The sequence below is a fragment of the Streptomyces sp. 8N706 genome (assembly GCF_052245415.1).
Lineage (GTDB): Bacteria > Actinomycetota > Actinomycetes > Streptomycetales > Streptomycetaceae > Streptomyces.
The window spans coordinates 1-16,580 of record NZ_JBQQBW010000134.1; the positions used below are offsets into that span (position 1 = coordinate 1).

General features: G+C 72.6%; 8 protein-coding genes. 1 reads left to right on the forward strand and 7 read right to left on the reverse strand.

What is annotated here, in order from left to right; all coding sequences use genetic code 11:
- Window positions 1-349 precede the first annotated feature (349 nt).
- Window positions 350-1,450, forward strand: a complete 1,101-nt coding sequence (locus ACTWQE_RS30275) for a lytic transglycosylase domain-containing protein (RefSeq protein WP_443332278.1) — start codon at window positions 350-352, stop codon at window positions 1,448-1,450.
- Window positions 1,451-1,618: 168 nt separating this feature from the next.
- On the opposite strand, the gene ACTWQE_RS30280 is transcribed toward ACTWQE_RS30275, so the two are convergent.
- From ACTWQE_RS30280 to ACTWQE_RS30310, 7 genes are all read right to left on the reverse strand, one after another.
- Window positions 1,619-8,050, reverse strand: coding sequence for an SDR family NAD(P)-dependent oxidoreductase (locus tag ACTWQE_RS30280; protein WP_443332279.1), 6,432 nt, complete (start codon window positions 8,048-8,050; stop codon window positions 1,619-1,621).
- Between the two features lie 129 nt (window positions 8,051-8,179).
- Window positions 8,180-9,517, reverse strand: a complete 1,338-nt coding sequence (locus tag ACTWQE_RS30285; RefSeq protein WP_443332280.1) for a beta-ketoacyl synthase N-terminal-like domain-containing protein — start codon at window positions 9,515-9,517, stop codon at window positions 8,180-8,182.
- A 335-nt stretch (window positions 9,518-9,852) separates the two neighbouring features.
- On the reverse strand, window positions 9,853-10,062 hold the full coding sequence (locus ACTWQE_RS30290; protein WP_443332281.1) for a DUF5988 family protein: 210 nt from the start codon (window positions 10,060-10,062) through the stop codon (window positions 9,853-9,855).
- A gap of 240 nt (window positions 10,063-10,302) precedes the next feature.
- Window positions 10,303-11,199 (reverse strand): NrfD/PsrC family molybdoenzyme membrane anchor subunit, encoded by an 897-nt coding sequence (gene nrfD, locus ACTWQE_RS30295; RefSeq protein WP_443332282.1) that lies wholly within the window; start codon window positions 11,197-11,199, stop codon window positions 10,303-10,305.
- A 23-nt stretch (window positions 11,200-11,222) separates the two neighbouring features.
- Window positions 11,223-12,140, reverse strand: a complete 918-nt coding sequence (locus tag ACTWQE_RS30300; RefSeq protein ID WP_443332283.1) for a 4Fe-4S dicluster domain-containing protein — start codon at window positions 12,138-12,140, stop codon at window positions 11,223-11,225.
- Complete coding sequence (gene fdh / locus ACTWQE_RS30305) at window positions 12,137-15,421, reverse strand: formate dehydrogenase (protein ID WP_443332285.1); 3,285 nt, start codon at window positions 15,419-15,421, stop codon at window positions 12,137-12,139. The genes ACTWQE_RS30300 and fdh overlap by 4 nt, the downstream gene beginning before the upstream one ends.
- Window positions 15,422-15,673: 252 nt before the next feature.
- Window positions 15,674-16,580 (reverse strand): SelB domain-containing protein (locus ACTWQE_RS30310; RefSeq protein WP_443332286.1); only part of this gene is annotated, 907 nt, incomplete at its 5' end.

The following is a 16,580-nucleotide window of genomic DNA, read 5'->3' on the forward strand; positions in this document are numbered from 1 at the left end:
GCAAGATGTCCAACTACCGGCTCAAGAGAGCCGAGCACCGGCACTGGCCTCAACCCACCCGGACCTCCACCGAAGCCGTCCTGATCAGCGCACCAAGGGCGCCAGACCCGTAACGCAACGGCATTGGCCCTAAGGGTGCCGGAGTCTGCGCCGAGTCCCGCCTCGAGCCTCGCAGCTCCCCAGGACGCGCGGCACCGCCGGGCCCGGTGACCACGCGGTTCGTGATACCGAATCGTGATCATTCTTCCGCGACGGATACCCTCCCCAGCCCCGTAGAGCAGATGGCACACCGCGCCACCACACGGCGGCGTGCGGCACGAGAAGGAACGGGATGGGGAGGGTCTGCTGTATGGAGCGGTGGTTCGGCCGGCGGATGAGCAGGGGCGTTACGGGGACGGCGGTCGCGGCAGCGGCCATGGCGGCGCTGACCGCCTCGCAGGCTCCCGGTGCCGTGGGGGAGGCCGCCGCTTCCGTCGGGCAGTCCGCCGCACCACCCGGGCCGACGATCTCGGGTGATACGGCGTACCACACCGAGCTGCCTCCGCTGATGGCCGACGAACCCGCGTCCTCGGCCGAACAGCCCTCGCCCGGCTCCGTCGTGACCGGTGGCGGGGAGCTCCCGGAGACTGTGCTCGCCGCGTACAGGAGGGCGGAGGCGGCGCTTGCCGGGAGCGACCCCGGCTGCCACCTGCCGTGGGAACTGCTCGCCGCCATCGGGCAGGTCGAGTCCGCCCATGCCCGTGGGGGGAGGGTGGACGCGAGCGGTACGACGACCGCGCCCATCCTGGGTCCTCAGCTGAACGGCAACGGTTTCGCCGCCATCCCCGACACGGACGGTGGGGCGTACGACGGCGACCGTTCGTACGACCGTGCGGTGGGCCCGATGCAGTTCATTCCGTCCACCTGGGCCGTGTGGGGCGCCGACGGCAATGGGGACGGCACACGGGACCCGGGCAACATCTACGACGCGGCTCTGGCGGCGGGCCGCTATCTGTGCGCGGGCGGCCGCGATCTGTCGGATCCGTACGATCTGGACCGGGCCATCCTCGGCTACAACCACTCCGAGGAGTATCTGCTGACTGTCAGGACCTGGTTCGCGTACTTCAGGAACGGTCACACCACCGTGCCGGATGTCCCGGCCACCGCCGCCCTGCCGGAGCCGGAACCCACCACTGCCTCGAAGCCCGAGCGGCGGCCGTCGGCCCGGCGGGGCGAACCGGTCGGGCAATCCCCGGCGAAGAGTTCGCCGTCGCCCGAGTCCTCGCCGACGGGGGGACGGCCGCAGCCCGACGAGCAGTCCGACGGGGTCCGGCTCGACCTCCCCGACGCCGAACTGCCGGACGTCGACGAGGACCTCGTGACGCGGCCCCGCCGGGACCGTCAGCCGGATCCAGCTGCCCCGTCCCCGACGGAACCGGCCTCCGCCGCGGTGGAGGTGTCACAGCCGTAGCGGGTGTCCGGACGGCTCCGTGTGGTTCAGCGAGTGGCGTCCGGTGGGGGGACACCCCCCAGCCTTCGGCCGGGGGACCCCCACCCCGGCCGAAGGCTGGGGGCGTGTCGTGCCTGGGGGCACCTTTCGGACGGAGTCCGGGGGAGCGTCGCGAAGCGCCGTCAGTTCTTACCCGGACCCGGACCCGGGCCCGGCGGACCCGGACCCCTCCCCCGCCCCGGCCTCGGACACGGCCGCGGCGTCAAGTGTCCTGTCACCGCTCCGGAGTTCCAGGCCCATGTGCTGGGCGAGGCCGGTCGCGAGTGCCGCCAGGGTCGGATGCTGCCAGACGAAGTTGCCGGCGAGCCTGACCCCCAGACCGGATTCCAGACGGGCTCGCAACTCCATGGCCAGCAACGAGTCGAATCCCAGTGATTTCAGGGGAGTCTGCGGGTCGAGCGTGGCGCTCCCGAGCCGTAGCACCGCACGGATGTGGTCGGACAGATAGGACTCCAGGGCGGCGCGCCGGGCGAGGCCCGGCTTGATGGCCCTGAGGTCGGCCGGTACGTCCTCACCGGTGCCGCCCGCGGGGCGGCCCGCCTCCTCGTGGTCCGCGACGAAGGAGCCGAACAGGGACGAGTGCCGTCCGGATGGGAGGATCCAGGTGTTCGGTTCGCCGGGAATCACTCCGGTCTGGACGCGCCCGTGCGTGAGCAGGGCGTGCAGTGCCTGGAACCCCTGGTCCGTGGGGATGGTCCGGTAGCCGCGTTCGGCGTAGTCGGTGGCCACTCCGGTCTGCCCCCACGGGCCCCAGTTCACGGCGAGCGTGGGCAGACCGCGCGCGGTCCGCCAGGCGGCGAATCCGTCGAGCCAGGCATTGGCGGCCGCGTAGGCGCCCTGGCCGGGGTTGCCCAGCAGGGACGCCATGGACGAGAACACCACGAACCAGTCCAGGGGCCGGCCGTTCGTGGCCTTGTGCAGCCGCCACGCACCGGTGGCCTTCGGGCGCCACACCCGCTCCAGTTGGTCGTCGGACACATTGGTGACCGCCGCGTCGTCGAGCACCATGGCCGAGTGCACGACGCCGCGGAGGGGCAGACCGTTCACGGCGGCGGCGTTGACGAGGTGTTCGGCTGTGCCGGGCTCGGCGATGTCGCCGAGGGCGACGGTGACGCGGGTCCCGGCGGCGCGCAGTTCGGCGATCTCCCGCTCGACGTGCTCCGACGGGGCGCTACGGCCGTTGAGGACGATGTGCCCGGCGCCCTGTCCGGCCAGCCAGCGGGCCGCCGCGAGGCCGACGCCGCGCAGTCCGCCGGTGACGACATAGGCGCCGTCCGCACGGACCGAGGGCGGCCCGTCGGGGAGTACGGCCGTGGTGGCGCCCTCGTCCGGCACGGTCAGGACCAGCTTGCCGATATGGCCCGCACCGGCCATGAGACGGAACGCCTCGGTGGCCTGCGCCAGCAGGAACGTCCGGGCGGGCAGGGGCGTCAGCCTGCCGTCGGCGTATGCGGCGAGAACCTCCCGCAGCACCGTGGCGAACATCTCCGGATGCGTCCGCTGCAGTCCGATGAGGTCGACCGCGCTCAGCGTGATGTTGTGCCGGAACGGTGCCAGCCCCAGCGGGGTGTCGGCGAGGATGTCACGCACCCCCAGCTCGACGAAGCGTCCGAAGGGGCGCAGCGTCCGCATCCCGGCCTCGATCGCCGCACCGGAAAGGGAGTTGAGGACGAGGTCGACTCCTTCCCCGTCGGTGGCCGCGCGGGCCTGGTCGGCGAAGTCCAGCGACCGCGAGTCCATCACATGCCGGATGCCCAGGCCGCGCAGATAGCCCCGCTTCTCCTCGCTGCCGGCTGTCGCCAGTACCTCGGCGCCCAGGAGTCCGGCGACCGCGACCGCGGCCAGGCCGGTCCCCCCGGTCGCCGAGTGGATCAGTACGCGTTCTCCCGCGGTGAGCCGGCCGACGTGGCGCAGGGCGTACCAGGCGGTCAGATGGGCGACGGGCAGTCCCGCGCCGGCGACGGGACCGAGCCCGGCCGGGACGGGGGCGACCGTGGCGGCGGGCACGGTCATGAACGAGGCGAAGGCGCCGCCCCGCAGATCGACCGCCAGCACGGGGTCGCCGGCGCGGACGTGCTCCACGTCCGCTCCGACCGCGGTGACCACCCCGGCGCACTCGAAGCCGATCCGGTACCGCACATCGCCGTCGGCGGGCAGCAGGCCCATGGTGGTGAGCACGTCACGGAAGTTGACGCCCGCGGCCCGTACCCGCAGTTCCACCTCGCCCGGCCCGGGTTCGCGCCGGCCGGTCGCGACGAGTTCCAGCCGGTCGAGGTCGCCGAGGCGGCCGGCCCGGAGCCGGAACCCGTCGGAGCCGTACCGCACGGGGCGGGTGGCGGCCGCGGTGCGTTCGGCGTCCGAGAGCGGGGCGTAGTTCAGCCGGGCGACGTGCCGGGACGGCCCGCGCAGGGCGATCTCGTCCTCGGGGGCCGCGGCGAGGAGCTCCTCGGCGAGGAGGTGCAGGCCACCGTCCGCCCGGTCGGCGTCCACGAGGGTGGCGTGCATGTCCGGGTGTTCGTACGCGAGGACGCGTACCACTCCGCGCAGGGCGCTCTGCCCGGGGTCCGCCGTCTCACCGGGTTCGACGCCGCGGGCGCCGCGTGTGACCGCGTACAGGCGCGGGGGCTCGGTGTCCGCGGCGGCCATCGCCTGGGCCGTGCCGAGCAGCCGCCGGGTACGGCGCAGCGCGTCGGTGGCCGGTTCCTCGGTGGCCCTCGGCGGGGCGCTGAGCAGCACCACGGCCCGCAGGGGCGCCGAACGGGCGGCCATGCGCTCGACGAGGGAGTCACGGAACGGTTCCAGTGGTTCGTCGCTCAGCGGGACGTCCAGGATCTCCGTCGCCGCCCCTGCCGTGCGCAGATGACCGGCGAGGTCTTCGGCGGAGCCGTCCGCCTCACCGATGACCAGCCAGTCCCCCGGCGGCGGCTCGGTGGCCACCGTACGGCGGACGGGGTGCCAGCCGGTTTCGAGGAACCAGCGGTCGACGTCGGGGGCGTCCTGCCCGGCCCGGCGGACGAACGTCAGGCCGACGATGCCCATCACCGCCCGGCCGGCTTCGTCCAGCAGGCGCACATGGCCGGTGACGCCGCCCGCGCCGGACTCGGCGATACGGGCGTGGCAGTACACGGCGGACGCGGGGTCGCCGAACATCCGCACCGCCTGCACCCGGACCGGCAGGACCAGACCCCGGCCGGGCTCCGACGCGAGTCCCGCCACCACGAGCTGGGCGCACGCGTCGACCAGGACGGGATGGACCCGCAGGGAGTGGTGGGCCGTACGTGCCGCCTCCGGGATCCGGACGCGGGCCCAGAAGCTGTCCCCGTGGCGGGAGGCGTGCAGATCCGTCAGGCAGGTGAAGGCCGGGCCGTGTTCGAGTCCGCGAGCGCGCAGACCGGCGTACACGGAAGCCGGCTCCAGGGGTACCGGATGGCGCCAGGCCAGGGTCGCGGCGGGCACGGGCGGCGGCTTCGGCGGTTCGGTGAGCCGGCGCAGCGCGGCGGTGGCGTGGCGTACCCAGCCGCCGTCGTCGCCCCGCCCGAGGATCTCGCACTCGGCCCGGTCCCCGGTGCGCATGACCACGGTGGTGCTGACCTCGGTACGCTCCGTCAGCCGCAGCAGCTCCCGGAACGCGAGGTCGGTGACCTCGACGTCGTGCGGTGCGGCGTCGAACGCCTCGCAGGCGGCGGTCAGCGCCAGGGAGTAGCAGGCGGCGCCGGGCAGTACCGGGTCTCCGTGCACCCGGTGGTCGGCCAGCCAGGGCTGGGTCGTGGTTCCGGCGTCTCCCCGCCAGGAGTGGCGGAGCGGCTCGCCGGGGACCTCGGCATGGGCGCCGGGCAAGGTGGGGCCGGCGGACGGCCCGCCGGAGGCCGCGGCTTCCGGGACGGTGTCCACCCAGTGGCGCTTACGGTCGAAGGTGATGGGCGGCACGTCGGCGAGGGCCGCGTCGCCGTAGAGCCGGGACCAGTCGACCGGCACTCCCGCGCAGTGCAGGGCGGCGAGCTGGGTCCGGAAGGTGGCCGGCTCGTCCTCGTCGCGCCGCAGCGTGGGCAGGACGACCGGATCGCCGGCCAGGCCGGTCAGGTTCTCCGAGACGGCGCGGGTGACGACGGGGTGCGGGGAGACCTCGACGTACACCATGTGCCGGTCGGCGGCCGCGGCGCGCACCGCGGCGGCGAACCGGACGGGGCGGCGCAGGTTCGCGCACCAGTACGCGGCGTCGAACTCCGGCGTCCGGCGCGGGTCGTCCAGGACCGTGGAGTAGAACGGAATCTCGGTCCGGCGAGGAGTCAGATCACTGAGTGCGGCGGCGAGTTCGTCGAGCAACGGCTCCACTTGGGGCGAGTGCGAGGCGACGTCGACGGCGATCATCCGCGCCGGTACGCCGCGCGCGTCCCACGCCGCGACCAGCCGCTCCACCTCGCCGCTCCCGCCGGCCACGACCACCTGGCCGGGCGCGGCCACCACGGCGACCGAGACCGACCCCTCGGCACCCGCGGCGGCGATGTCCGCCTCCGCCGCGGCGCGGTCCAGGCCCACGTTCGCCATGGAGCCCTCGCCGACGATGCGGGTCAGCAGCGCGGAGCGGCGGCAGATGACCCGGACGCCGTCGTCGAGCGACAGCGCCCCGGCCACGACCGCGGCCGTGACCTCCCCCATGGAGTGGCCCACCACGGCGGCCGGTTCGACACCGTGGGCCCGCCAGGTGGCGGCCAGCGCGTACTGCATCGCGAACAGCGCGGGCTGAACCAGTCCGCAGGCGCTCACCGGTTCACCGGCGCGCACCACATCGCGTACGGAGAAACCGGCCTCGGCCTCGATCAGCGCGTCGGCCTCGGCCAGGGCAGCGGCGAAGACCGGGTCGTGCTCCAGCAGGGCGCGGCCCATCCCCGGCCACTGGGAGCCGTGTCCGGAGAACACCCACACCGGCTGCCGGGAGATCGCGGCTCCCACCGCGCCCGACACCACGCCCGGGTGGGCCTGCCCGGCCGCAAACGACCGCAGGGCATCGACCAGCTCGCCGCGCGAGGACGCCGTCACCCCGAGGCGGCCACGCCCCGAGGAGCGCCGCAGGGACAGCGTGTGGGCGATGTCGCGGAGCGGCACCGGCGCGCCATCGCCCTCGAGCCAGTCGGCGAGCCGCCGCGCCGCGTCGGGCAGGACCTCCGCCGAGCCCGCGGGGACGAGGAAGACCTCGGGGGCGGCCGAGCGCCCGGACCGCCGCGGCGCGGGCAGCGGGGCCCGGGCCGCGGGTGCCGGCGCCTGCTCCAGCACCACATGGGCGTTGGTGCCGGAGAATCCGAACGAGGAGACGGCGGCCAGGCGCGACGAGGCCCGCGCGGGCCACCGCGTCAGCTCGGTGGGGACGAAGAAACGGGTCCCCTCGGCCCTGATGGCCGGGTTCCAGCGGGTGAAGTGCAGATTCGGCGGAATGAGCCCGTGCCGCAGGCACAGTACGGACTTGATCAGCCCGGTGATGCCCGCCGCCGGTTCCAGATGGCCCAGGTTGGTCTTCACCGACCCGAGGGCGCACCGGGTCTCACCTGCTCCGTACACCTGCGCAAGGCTGGCGAACTCGATCGGGTCCCCGACCGGGGTGCCCGTGCCGTGCGCCTCGACCATCCCCACCTCGCGCGGATCGACGCCGGCGCGCCCGAGCGCCTCCCGCAACAGGGCCTCCTGAGCCGCCCCCGAGGGCGCGGCGAGCCCGTCGGACCGGCCGTCCTGGTTCACCGCCGAACCGCGTACGACCGCCAGGACGCGGTCGCCGTCCCGTATGGCGTCCTCGAGGCGTTTGAGCACGACCACGCCGCATCCCTCCCCGCGGACGAAGCCGTCCGCGGCGGCGTCGAAGGTGCGGCAGCGGCCCGTCGGCGACAGCATCCCCATCCGGACGAAGGACCGCGTCGTGCGGGAGCGGAGCATGAGCGTGACGCCGCCGGCCAGCGCGACATCGCACTCGCCGCCGCGCAGGGCCTGGCACGCCAGGTGGAGTGCGACCAGCGAGGACGAGCAAGCGGTGTCCAGCGCGACGCATGGGCCCTGGAGTCCCAGCAGATAGGAGATGCGGCCGGAGGCGACGCAGTGCCCGTTCGTGAGGATCGATCCCTCCAGCTCCTGCGGCTGACCGGCGAGACGCTCCATGTAGTCGTTGTAACTGAGGCCCACATAGACGCCCGTCGAGGTGCCGCCCAGCCGGTCGGGCGGCAATCCGGAGTGTTCCAGCGCCTCCCAGGCCACTTCCAGCAGCAGCCGGTGCTGCGGGTCGAGCACGTCCGCCTCGCGGCCGGACACGCCGAAGAAGTCCGCGTCGAAGCCGGAGACATCCCCCAGATATCCGCCCCACCGGGGCACGGGCTTGCCGGGACGCGTGGCACCGGAACTCTCCGGTGCCGCGAGCTCGGCCGCCCGTTCCCGCGGCGGCTCGCCCACCGCGTCACGGCCGTCGGCCAGCAGCCGCCAGAGCGCGTCCGGTGCGTCGACTCCGCCGGGAAGCCGGCACCCCATGCCGATGACGGCGACAGGACGGCTCTCCGGCCTCGATGTGTTCTCGTGCTGGTTCACGGGGTCCTCCTTCTCGGTCTTCTCGGTCGGATCGGCGGGGGACGAGGGGCGGTGCGGGAGGACGCCTGCCGGGGACGCCTGGACGGCAGGGGCCGTGTTCCGCCCCCGTCGGCCGTCGTCGTCCTGCCGTTATACGGCGTCGTCGCTGCCCAGCAGAATGGCGCTCTTCACGCCCCCCACCTGGTAGTTGAAGCTGAGTGCACAGTCGAAATCGAGGGACCGGGTGTGCACGCCCGGGACGGGGTCGAAGGTGAGGTTGTCGGCGGGCTCCTCGCAGTTGGCCGTGGGGCACACCTCGCCGCGCTCCATCATGAGCAGGGTGAGGGCGACGCCGAGGCACCCCGCCGGGGCTCCGTTGTGGCCGAAGCAGCCTTCCTGAGAGGTCATCAGGAGATCAGCCGACGCCGGACCGTAGAGCTCCCTGATCGCGTTCGCCTCGAAGGTGGTCACGACCACATTGCCGTCGCTGCCGCCGTGCACATACGGCACCCGGCCGATGTCCCAGCGGTCCCCGAGACAGCGGCGTACGGCCGCCACCAGCTGGGAGCCGCTGTCGTCGCTCGCGAGTGGGTTGGCGAGCCCGTCACGGGTCGTGGCCTGGGCGAGCACCTGGCCGTAGGTGTAGGCATCGCGCCGGTGCGCGTGCTCCCGGCTCTCCAGGATCACCGTCGCCGAGCCCTCGCCGTGGTTGACACAGTCCGCGCGCCGGTCGTACGGCCGCATGAGCCGCTCGAAGGACGGCAGGAGCTCCGGCATGCCGTCCGACCGGATCGTCTCGTAGGTGCGCTGCGCTCCGCTCAGCAGGCGCTGGATGTTCTTGATCAGAGTGACGCTGAAGACATCGACGCCGGTCACCACCGCGATGTCGACGTCGCCCGCGGCGATCATGCGGCGGGCGTTGCCGATCTGTACGGCCGACGAGGCACAGCCGCAGGACACGGTGAAGCAGGGGCCGGTGGAGCGGGTCAGCGCGCCCTGAACCAGGGTGACGTCGGATGGCGTCACCGCCTGTTCGGCCGCCACGAACAACTCCATCGCCTCTTCGGGCGGAGTCGTCTCGGGGTCGGCCTCCAGGACCGAGAGATAGCTGTCGATGTTGGCGTCCACGCCACCACGCCCGGCGAGTATGGCGGCATGGGTCACATCGCCCGCGCGGAAGTCCAGTTGGGCGTCGGCGCAGGCTTCGACCAGTGAGACGAGCCCGAATCGGTGGGCGTTGGTGAAGTGGCGGGAGAAGAACCCCGGAACGTCCGGAAGGCGCTCGTCGAACATGGCGGGGGAGAGGTTGACGGAGCCGTAGTAGACGCTGTCGCGGGCGAGACAGGAACGCCCGCGTGAGGCGACATCCCAGAGATCCATCGCGGTGAAGACGGGCCGGCTGCCACCCGGCAGACAGAACCCCATACCGGTGACCACGGCGTCCCGGGCATTCCTGCCGGGGCCACTCGGCGATGCCGGGGCGCTCACGGCGCACATCCGGGGAAAAGAAGAATCGACATGGTGATCCCTCCGGAAAGGTCGTCGCCGCACTGCCCGCCTCCGCGGCGGGTACAGCCGGTCGTTGCCATTGCCATTGCCACGAGACGGTCATGCACGCTGGATGCACGGCCGGCGCCCGCGGTGGTCGCCCGTTGCCGGAGCCGAGAGCCCACCGGCCCGGGACAAGGCAGGTGAGCCCTCGGCGTACCCGGTCCGTGGGCAGTCGGACCGGGAGAAGCGGCCGTACACCCGAGCCTCGGACGCCGACGACGCGGCGCGGAGGACTCACGGTCCCGTCCGCCGGGCCATCCCCGCGAACAGCCCTACTCCGCGATGAAGGTGCGATAGCACCAGCGGTAAACGGGCATCAACTCATCGCCGATAGGGGCGTATTCCTGAGCGAATTCGAAATGCTCGTAGCCGCTGCCACGGGGAATCTTCACCTGCCCATCGGTCCCCCCGGGCGGTATTTCCCAGATCTCAGGAATATCGCTCGGGCCGCCCCTGAGGAGCACTAGCACCGGCTGGCGCATGGCACTCGCCTCCCAGCGCATCGGGAAGGGTGAATGCTCGCAGGCAGTCGAACTGCCGCTACATCAGTTAAGGTATACCCGCGAAAAATCCCAAAAGGAAGGCATGGGCGACGGTAAAAGGAGCAAGGGCACGCGCATTTCGATGCGTGTTTTGGGTGGGGGGTGCGATTCGAATTCTGATGCCCCGCCAGTTCGCCCGGCGCACTACCGGTAAGTCGGCCTCAAAGAAATAGGATTGTATTACGTATTGGGGGATTCCAGGCGTTGCCGCTGGGGAACCACGACGTACGTGGGGTCCTGGGAGGAGACGACACCGGCTTCGAAGACGCCGAAGCGGGTGCACAGCCCCGCGGCCACATACGCCGTGCCGGCCAGGGCCGAGGCCGCGCCGCTGCGCCGGCCCAGCAGAGAGAGCCCGGCGCCTGCCACCGTCAAGGCCTTGCTCACCTTCAGCAGCCGGCCCGGCCGGTCCGTGACGTACGGCTCGCCGACCAGTCCCAATCGCCGTTCGATCCGGTGCATCGCGGCGAGTTCCATGACCGCACCCATCACCCCCATCCGGCGCGGCGGCCGGCGGTCCGCACCCCGTACGCAGACGAGTGCGGCGCCCGCACCACTGCTCAGCGCGCTGCCGGCGAACACGAACGGCAGCTCGGGATAGGCCTCGTGCCACGCCGGCACCGCCGTGTCGGCGAGCAGCACCGCGGTGTAGGTGCACATGGCCGGCCCCAGCGCCCCGGCGCCGAGTCCGGCCAGCCGCCCCAGTCGCGGGAGCCGTCCCGTCAGCTGGGAGACGACCGACGCGGTGGTCAGTGCGGAGAAGGGCGAGAGGATCCAGGACCCCACCGACAGCGGCGATGTCGGCTTGAACACCCGGAGCATCATCAGGAACCGCTCGGGGCGGCCGAGGTCGTGGATCAGGGCTCCGACGCTGAGGAGCGAGCCCCCGGCAGCCACCCACCGGCCGCTCCTGGCCAGTTCGGGCCGACCGGTCAGCTCGGCGAGAGCCGCCATCGCCGCCGCGGCACCGGCCGTCCCGCCCAGGAACAGATACGCCGGCACGTCCGGCACGTTCCACGCGGGCGGCTTGAGGACCGGCCGGCCGTAGTACGACCGGAACTCCGCTCGCGGAACCATGGACGGCTCCCGCCGGCCGCCCGTCACGGTCGCCGTCCCACGAACGACAGGGCCACGCCCGCCGCCACGCCGACGGCCGCCGCGGCCGCGTGCCGCCACATCGACGGCAGGTCGCGGGTGGTCACCACGGGGTCCGGCGGCAGTCCGTACACCTCCGGTTCGTCCAGCAGCAGGAAGAACGCGCCGTCACCGCCGACGCCGTCCTCCGGGTCGCGGCCGTACAGCCGGGCCTCCGGCACCCCGCGCTCCCGCAACTCCGTGACCCGCCCGTCCGCCCGCTCCCGCAGCTCCTCCAGCGGGCCGAACTGGATGGAGTCGGTGGGGCACGCCTGGGCACAGGCCGGTTCCCTGCCCGCCCCCAACCGGTCGTAGCACAGCGTGCACTTGAACGCCCGGCCGTCGTCCTCCCGCCGACTGATCACGCCGTACGGGCAGGCCGGTACGCAGTAGCCACAGCCGTTGCAGATGTCCTCCTGCACCACCACGGTGCCGAACTCGGTGCGGAACAACGACCCGGTGGGGCAGACATCGAGGCAGGCCGCGTGGGTGCAGTGCTTGCACACATCACTGGACATCAGCCAGCGCACCCCGGGCTCCTCCACGGCGGAGGTCTGCTCCGGCGCGCCGACCGTGGGCATGCCCAGATCGACCGGCGGCTGCTGCTGCCGTGGCGCCACCGTCTGCTCGATGAACGCCACATGCCGCCAGGTATTGGCCGACAGGGCGCCCGTGTTGTCGAAGGAATGCCCCAGCAGGTCCAGGTCGGCGGATTCCGGCGGAAGGAGGTTCCACTCCTTGCACGCCACCTGGCACGCCTTGCAGCCGATGCACAGGGAGGTGTCCGTGAAGAAGCCCATCCGCGGCGGATGCGTGTCCGGGTACCCGGCGTCGGCGCTGGGATCGGCCAGCGGGCCGGACCACCGGTTGCTGTCTGCTGTCATGACGGGGAATCTCCCTCACTCGGCCGTAGGGGTCCGGAGCCGTCGGCGATACCGGCGCGCCGACGGTAGTCCGCCACGTAGTCCAGGAGCGCGGGGCCGCGCGGACGCCGGCCCGGACGGATGTCGCAGGTCGCCGCTTTGGACTCCTGGATGTGCACATTGGGGTCGAGCGCCACGGACAACAGCTCGTTCGCCGCGTCACCGGTGGACAGCCCGTTGGGACCCCAGTGGTAGGGCAGCCCGACCTGGTGGACCGTGCGCCCCCGGACCCGCAGCGGCTTGATGCGCTCGGTCACCACGACCCTCGCCTCGATCGCCGTGCGCGCGGTGACGATGGTCGCCCACCCCAGGTGCTCCAGCCCCCGCTCGGCCGCCAGAGCGGGGGAGACCTCGCAGAAGAACTCCGGCTGGAGCTCGGACAGATAGGGCAGCGTACGGCTCATGGCGCCGGCCGTGTGGTGCTCGGTGAGCCGGTACGTGGTGAAGGGGTAGGGGAACACCGCGCTGCGGACCGGGTGGTACGGGTTGGCCGGGTGCGCGTACGTTTCGAGCGACGGATTGACCTGCTGCCGGTACAGCGGGTTCTCCACCGGCGACTCGAACGGCTCGTAGTGCGCGGGCAGCGGACCGTCGGCCAGCCCCGCCGGGGCGAACAACCAGGCCCGTCCGTCGCTCTGCATGATGAACGGGTCGGTGCCGGCCAGCGCGGCCTCCGCCCGTGCCCCGGGCGGTGGCTGGTAGCCGGGCGGCTTCCGGGCTTCGAAGTCGGGGACGTCCTCCCCGGTCCACTGGCCCTGCTCCGCGTCCCACCACACGTACCGCTTGCGCTCGCTCCACGGCCTGCCCTCGGGGTCGGCGGACGCCCTGTTGTAGAGGATGCGGCGGTTCGCCGGCCAGGCCCACGCCCACGCGGGGGCGACCCAGCTCTGCTCACGGCCGGGCGTGCGGTTCGCCGCCTGGTTGTGGCCACCGGCGCGGACCCCGCAGTAGATCCACACCCCGCAGGAGGTGGATCCGTCGTCGCGCAGCTGGGTGTACGAGGACAACGGCCCGTCGGGGCCGGAGCCGTTGATCTCGGCGAGCACGGCCTCGGCGCTCGGCTCGTCCAGCGGGCCCTCCGTCGGATAGTCCCAGGTGAGGTCGAGCAGCGGGCCGTCGCGGGGATCCGTCGAACCCGCGAGTCTCTCCCGGACCAGACGGCCGAGGTGGTAGGAGAACCACAGGTCGCTGCGGGCGTCTCCGGGCGGGTCGACGGCCTTGTGGTGCCACTGCACGAGCCGCTGGGTGTTGGTGAAGCTGCCGTCCTTCTCGGTGTGGGCGGCGGCCGGCAGGAAGAAGACCTCGGTCGGGATCTCCTCGGTCCGCAGTTCACCGGTCTCGATCTCGGGCCCGTCCTTCCAGAACGTCGCGCTCTCGATGAGCTGGAGGTCCCGCACCACCAGCCAGTCGAGATTCGCCATGCCCAGCCGTTGCAGCTTGGCGTTGGCCGAGCCGACCGCCGGGTTCTGCCCGACCAGGATGTAGCCCTTGCACTCTCCGGAGATCTGGTTCAGCACGGTCTGATAGGTGCCGTGGGGACCGCTCAGCCGGGGCAGATAGTCGAAGCAGTAGTCGTTCTCCTCGGTCGCCGCCTCCCCCCACCAGGCCTTCAGCAGACTCACCACATACGAGCGCATATGACCCCAGTACCCGGTCGTACCGGAGTCGGCGGCCACGAACGCGCCCAGGTCCTGGTGCTGGTGGACGTGGGGCATCGGGATGTAGCCGGGCAGGAGGTCGAACAGGGTCGGGACGTCCGTGGAGCCCTGGATGCTGGCGTGCCCCCGGAGCGCGAGGATCCCGCCGCCGGGCCGGCCGATGTTGCCCAGCAGACTCTGCAGGATCGAGGCGGTACGGATGTACTGCACACCGACGGTGTGCTGGGTCCAGCCGACCGAGTAGCAGAACGCCGTCGTCCGCTCCCGGCCGGAGTTCGTGGTGAGTGCCTCGGCCACCCGGGCGAACAGCTCCCGCGGAATCCCGCACACGTCCTCGACCAACTCGGGTGTGTAGCGGGAGAAGTGGCGCTTGAGCACCTGGTAGACACAGCGCGGGTGCTGCAGTGTCGGGTCCGTCGTCGGCTTGGCGGGCACGGCCGGCCCGCCCGCGCCGTACTGCTCCGCCCGGGCGGTGTCCCGGAGCCCCTTGCCCCCGTGCTGCTCGGCCGTCGCGCCCGGCTCTCCCGGCTCCCTCCACCGGTCCCGGACGCCGGCCGCCGCGGCGGGCTCAGCGCCCTCGTACATCCATGTCCCGGTGTCGTAGTGGCGGCCGTCCGGGTCGTAGCCGGAGAACAGGCCGTCCAGGTCCTCCGTGTCGGCGAAGTCCTCCCGCAGAATGGCCGACGCGTTGGTGTACGCCACCACGTACTCGCGGAAATCCTTCCCGGTGCTGAGCACATGGTTGATGAGGGCGCCGAGGAAGGCGATGTCCGAGCCGGCCCGCAGCGGCACGTGCACATCGGAGACCGCGCTGGTGCGGCTGAACCGGGGATCGATGTGGATGACGGTCGCGCCCCGGGCCTTGGCCTCCATCACCCACTGGAACCCGACCGGATGGCACTCGGCCATGTTCGAGCCCTGGATCACGATGCAGTCGGCGTTGGCCAGGTCCTGCTGGAACGTCGTGGCTCCGCCGCGACCGAACGAGGTTCCCAGACCGGGAACGGTGGAGGAGTGTCAAATACGCGCCTGGTTCTCGATCTGGATCGCGCCCATCGCCGTGTAGAGCTTCTTCAGCAGGTAGTTCTCCTCGTTGTCCAGCGTCGCTCCGCCCAGGCTCGCGATGCCCAGGGTGCGGCGGGCGGAGGCGCCGCCGAACGACTCCTGCCAGGTCTGCCGGCGTGTCTCGATCACCCGGTCGGCGATCATGTCCATCGCCCGGCCCAGCGGGAGGCGCTCCCACTCGGTGGCGTGCGGACGGCGGTGGAGCACGGTGTCGACGCGGGTGGGGCTGGTCACCAGCTGTTTGCTGGCCGAGCCCTTCGGACACAGGCGGCCGCGGGAGATCGGGGAGTCCGGGTCCCCCTCGATCTGGGTGACCTTCTCGTCCTGGACATAGACCCGCTGGCCGCAGCCCACGGCACAGTACGGGCACACCGACCGTACGACCCGGTCGGCCTGCTCGGTACGGGCCGTCAGCCGTTCGCTGCCCCGCGAGCGCGCTGCCGCTCCTCGCCCCAGGACATCGTCTCCGGTGAGCTGGCGGTACACCGGCCAGCCCTCGATCCACTGCCGCACGCCCACGGCGATCTCCCGCCTCGTGCCGTATCCGTCCGCATCAGTGCAGGGTGTCCGTTGCGGCCACGGTAATCCTGCGCGGGGAGCGCCGCATGCCGGGAGGTGTGCGGCTGGTGTGCTGCCGCGAGCGCTCGTGCCGTGCCGGTATGTGCCGGTGCCGGTGCCGGTGCCGGTGCCGGGCCGTGCCTGCGGCTGCGCCTGTGGTTGCGCCGGTGCCCCTTGTCGTGGGGGTGTCCCTGTCCGGTGGCACCGGGGGCGTCAGGGCCCGCCCGGTCCGGCAGTGGGGGACCGACGCACCCGGTGTGTGCTGTCCGGCAGCCGCTCGGTGATCCCCCGACGGTCCAGGAGCTCCAGCAGCGGTACGGCGACCCGGCGCGTGGTCCCCAGTGCCTGCCGGGCCTGGCTCAGGGTGAACGGCTGGGGCAGCAGGGCGAGCAGCTCCCCCGCCCGGGTCTCACCGCCGGGCAGCAGAACGACCCCCTCGGCCACCTTCAGCAGCCGCCCCGCACGGACCGCCGCGGCCAGCTCCCGGGGGCCGAGCCGCAGCGCCGCGAGCCGGTCGGCGTCGGGCGCCGCGAAGGGAGAACCGCTCAGTTCGGCGGTCAGTTCGGCCACCGCGGTCTCCACCGGTGGGGGCAGCGCGGCACGCTGGTCCCGCGCGCCCACCCGTCCGTCCACGACCACCAGCGACGCGGCCCCGGCGAGCCGTTCCGCCACCCCGGTCGTCGGCAGCCCCAGCCGCTGCCGTACGACCTCCACGGGCACCCCGGGCTCCAGCGGGTGCCCGACGCGCCACCGGTCGACCAGCCCGCGGAGCTCGCCCGGGAGTTCGCGCCAGGACCCTGGGTCGGCGTGCCATCCCTCACCCACCGGCTCGCCCACTGCGGGCAGCCCCATGGCGCGCAGCTCGCCGGGGGTGGCGAACCGCTGCCGCCCGAGCAGCGCGTCGGCCAGCGCGCCCGGCCCCGCCCCGGCGAGCCGGGTCAGCTCCGCGCCGCGCCGCCGTGCCGCACCCCGTCGGCGCAGCTCGGGCGGCCGTACATCGAGCACCTCCACACCGGCCGCGACACGGTGCAGCCCCGGATCGCGCAGCAGCGCACGGTCGCCGACCCGCAGCGGCAACGGACGGGCCAGGCGAAGCCGGGCGATGTCCGCGTCCAGGGGC

Coding starts and splice junctions, on each gene's coding strand:
- ACTWQE_RS30300 (WP_443332283.1), bottom strand. CDS start 12,140: ATGACAGCAGACAGCAACCGGTGGTCCGGCCCGCTGGCCGATCCCAGC.
- ACTWQE_RS30275 (WP_443332278.1), top strand. CDS start 350: ATGGAGCGGTGGTTCGGCCGGCGGATGAGCAGGGGCGTTACGGGGACG.
- ACTWQE_RS30290 (WP_443332281.1), bottom strand. CDS start 10,062: ATGCGCCAGCCGGTGCTAGTGCTCCTCAGGGGCGGCCCGAGCGATATT.
- nrfD (WP_443332282.1), bottom strand. CDS start 11,199: ATGGTTCCGCGAGCGGAGTTCCGGTCGTACTACGGCCGGCCGGTCCTC.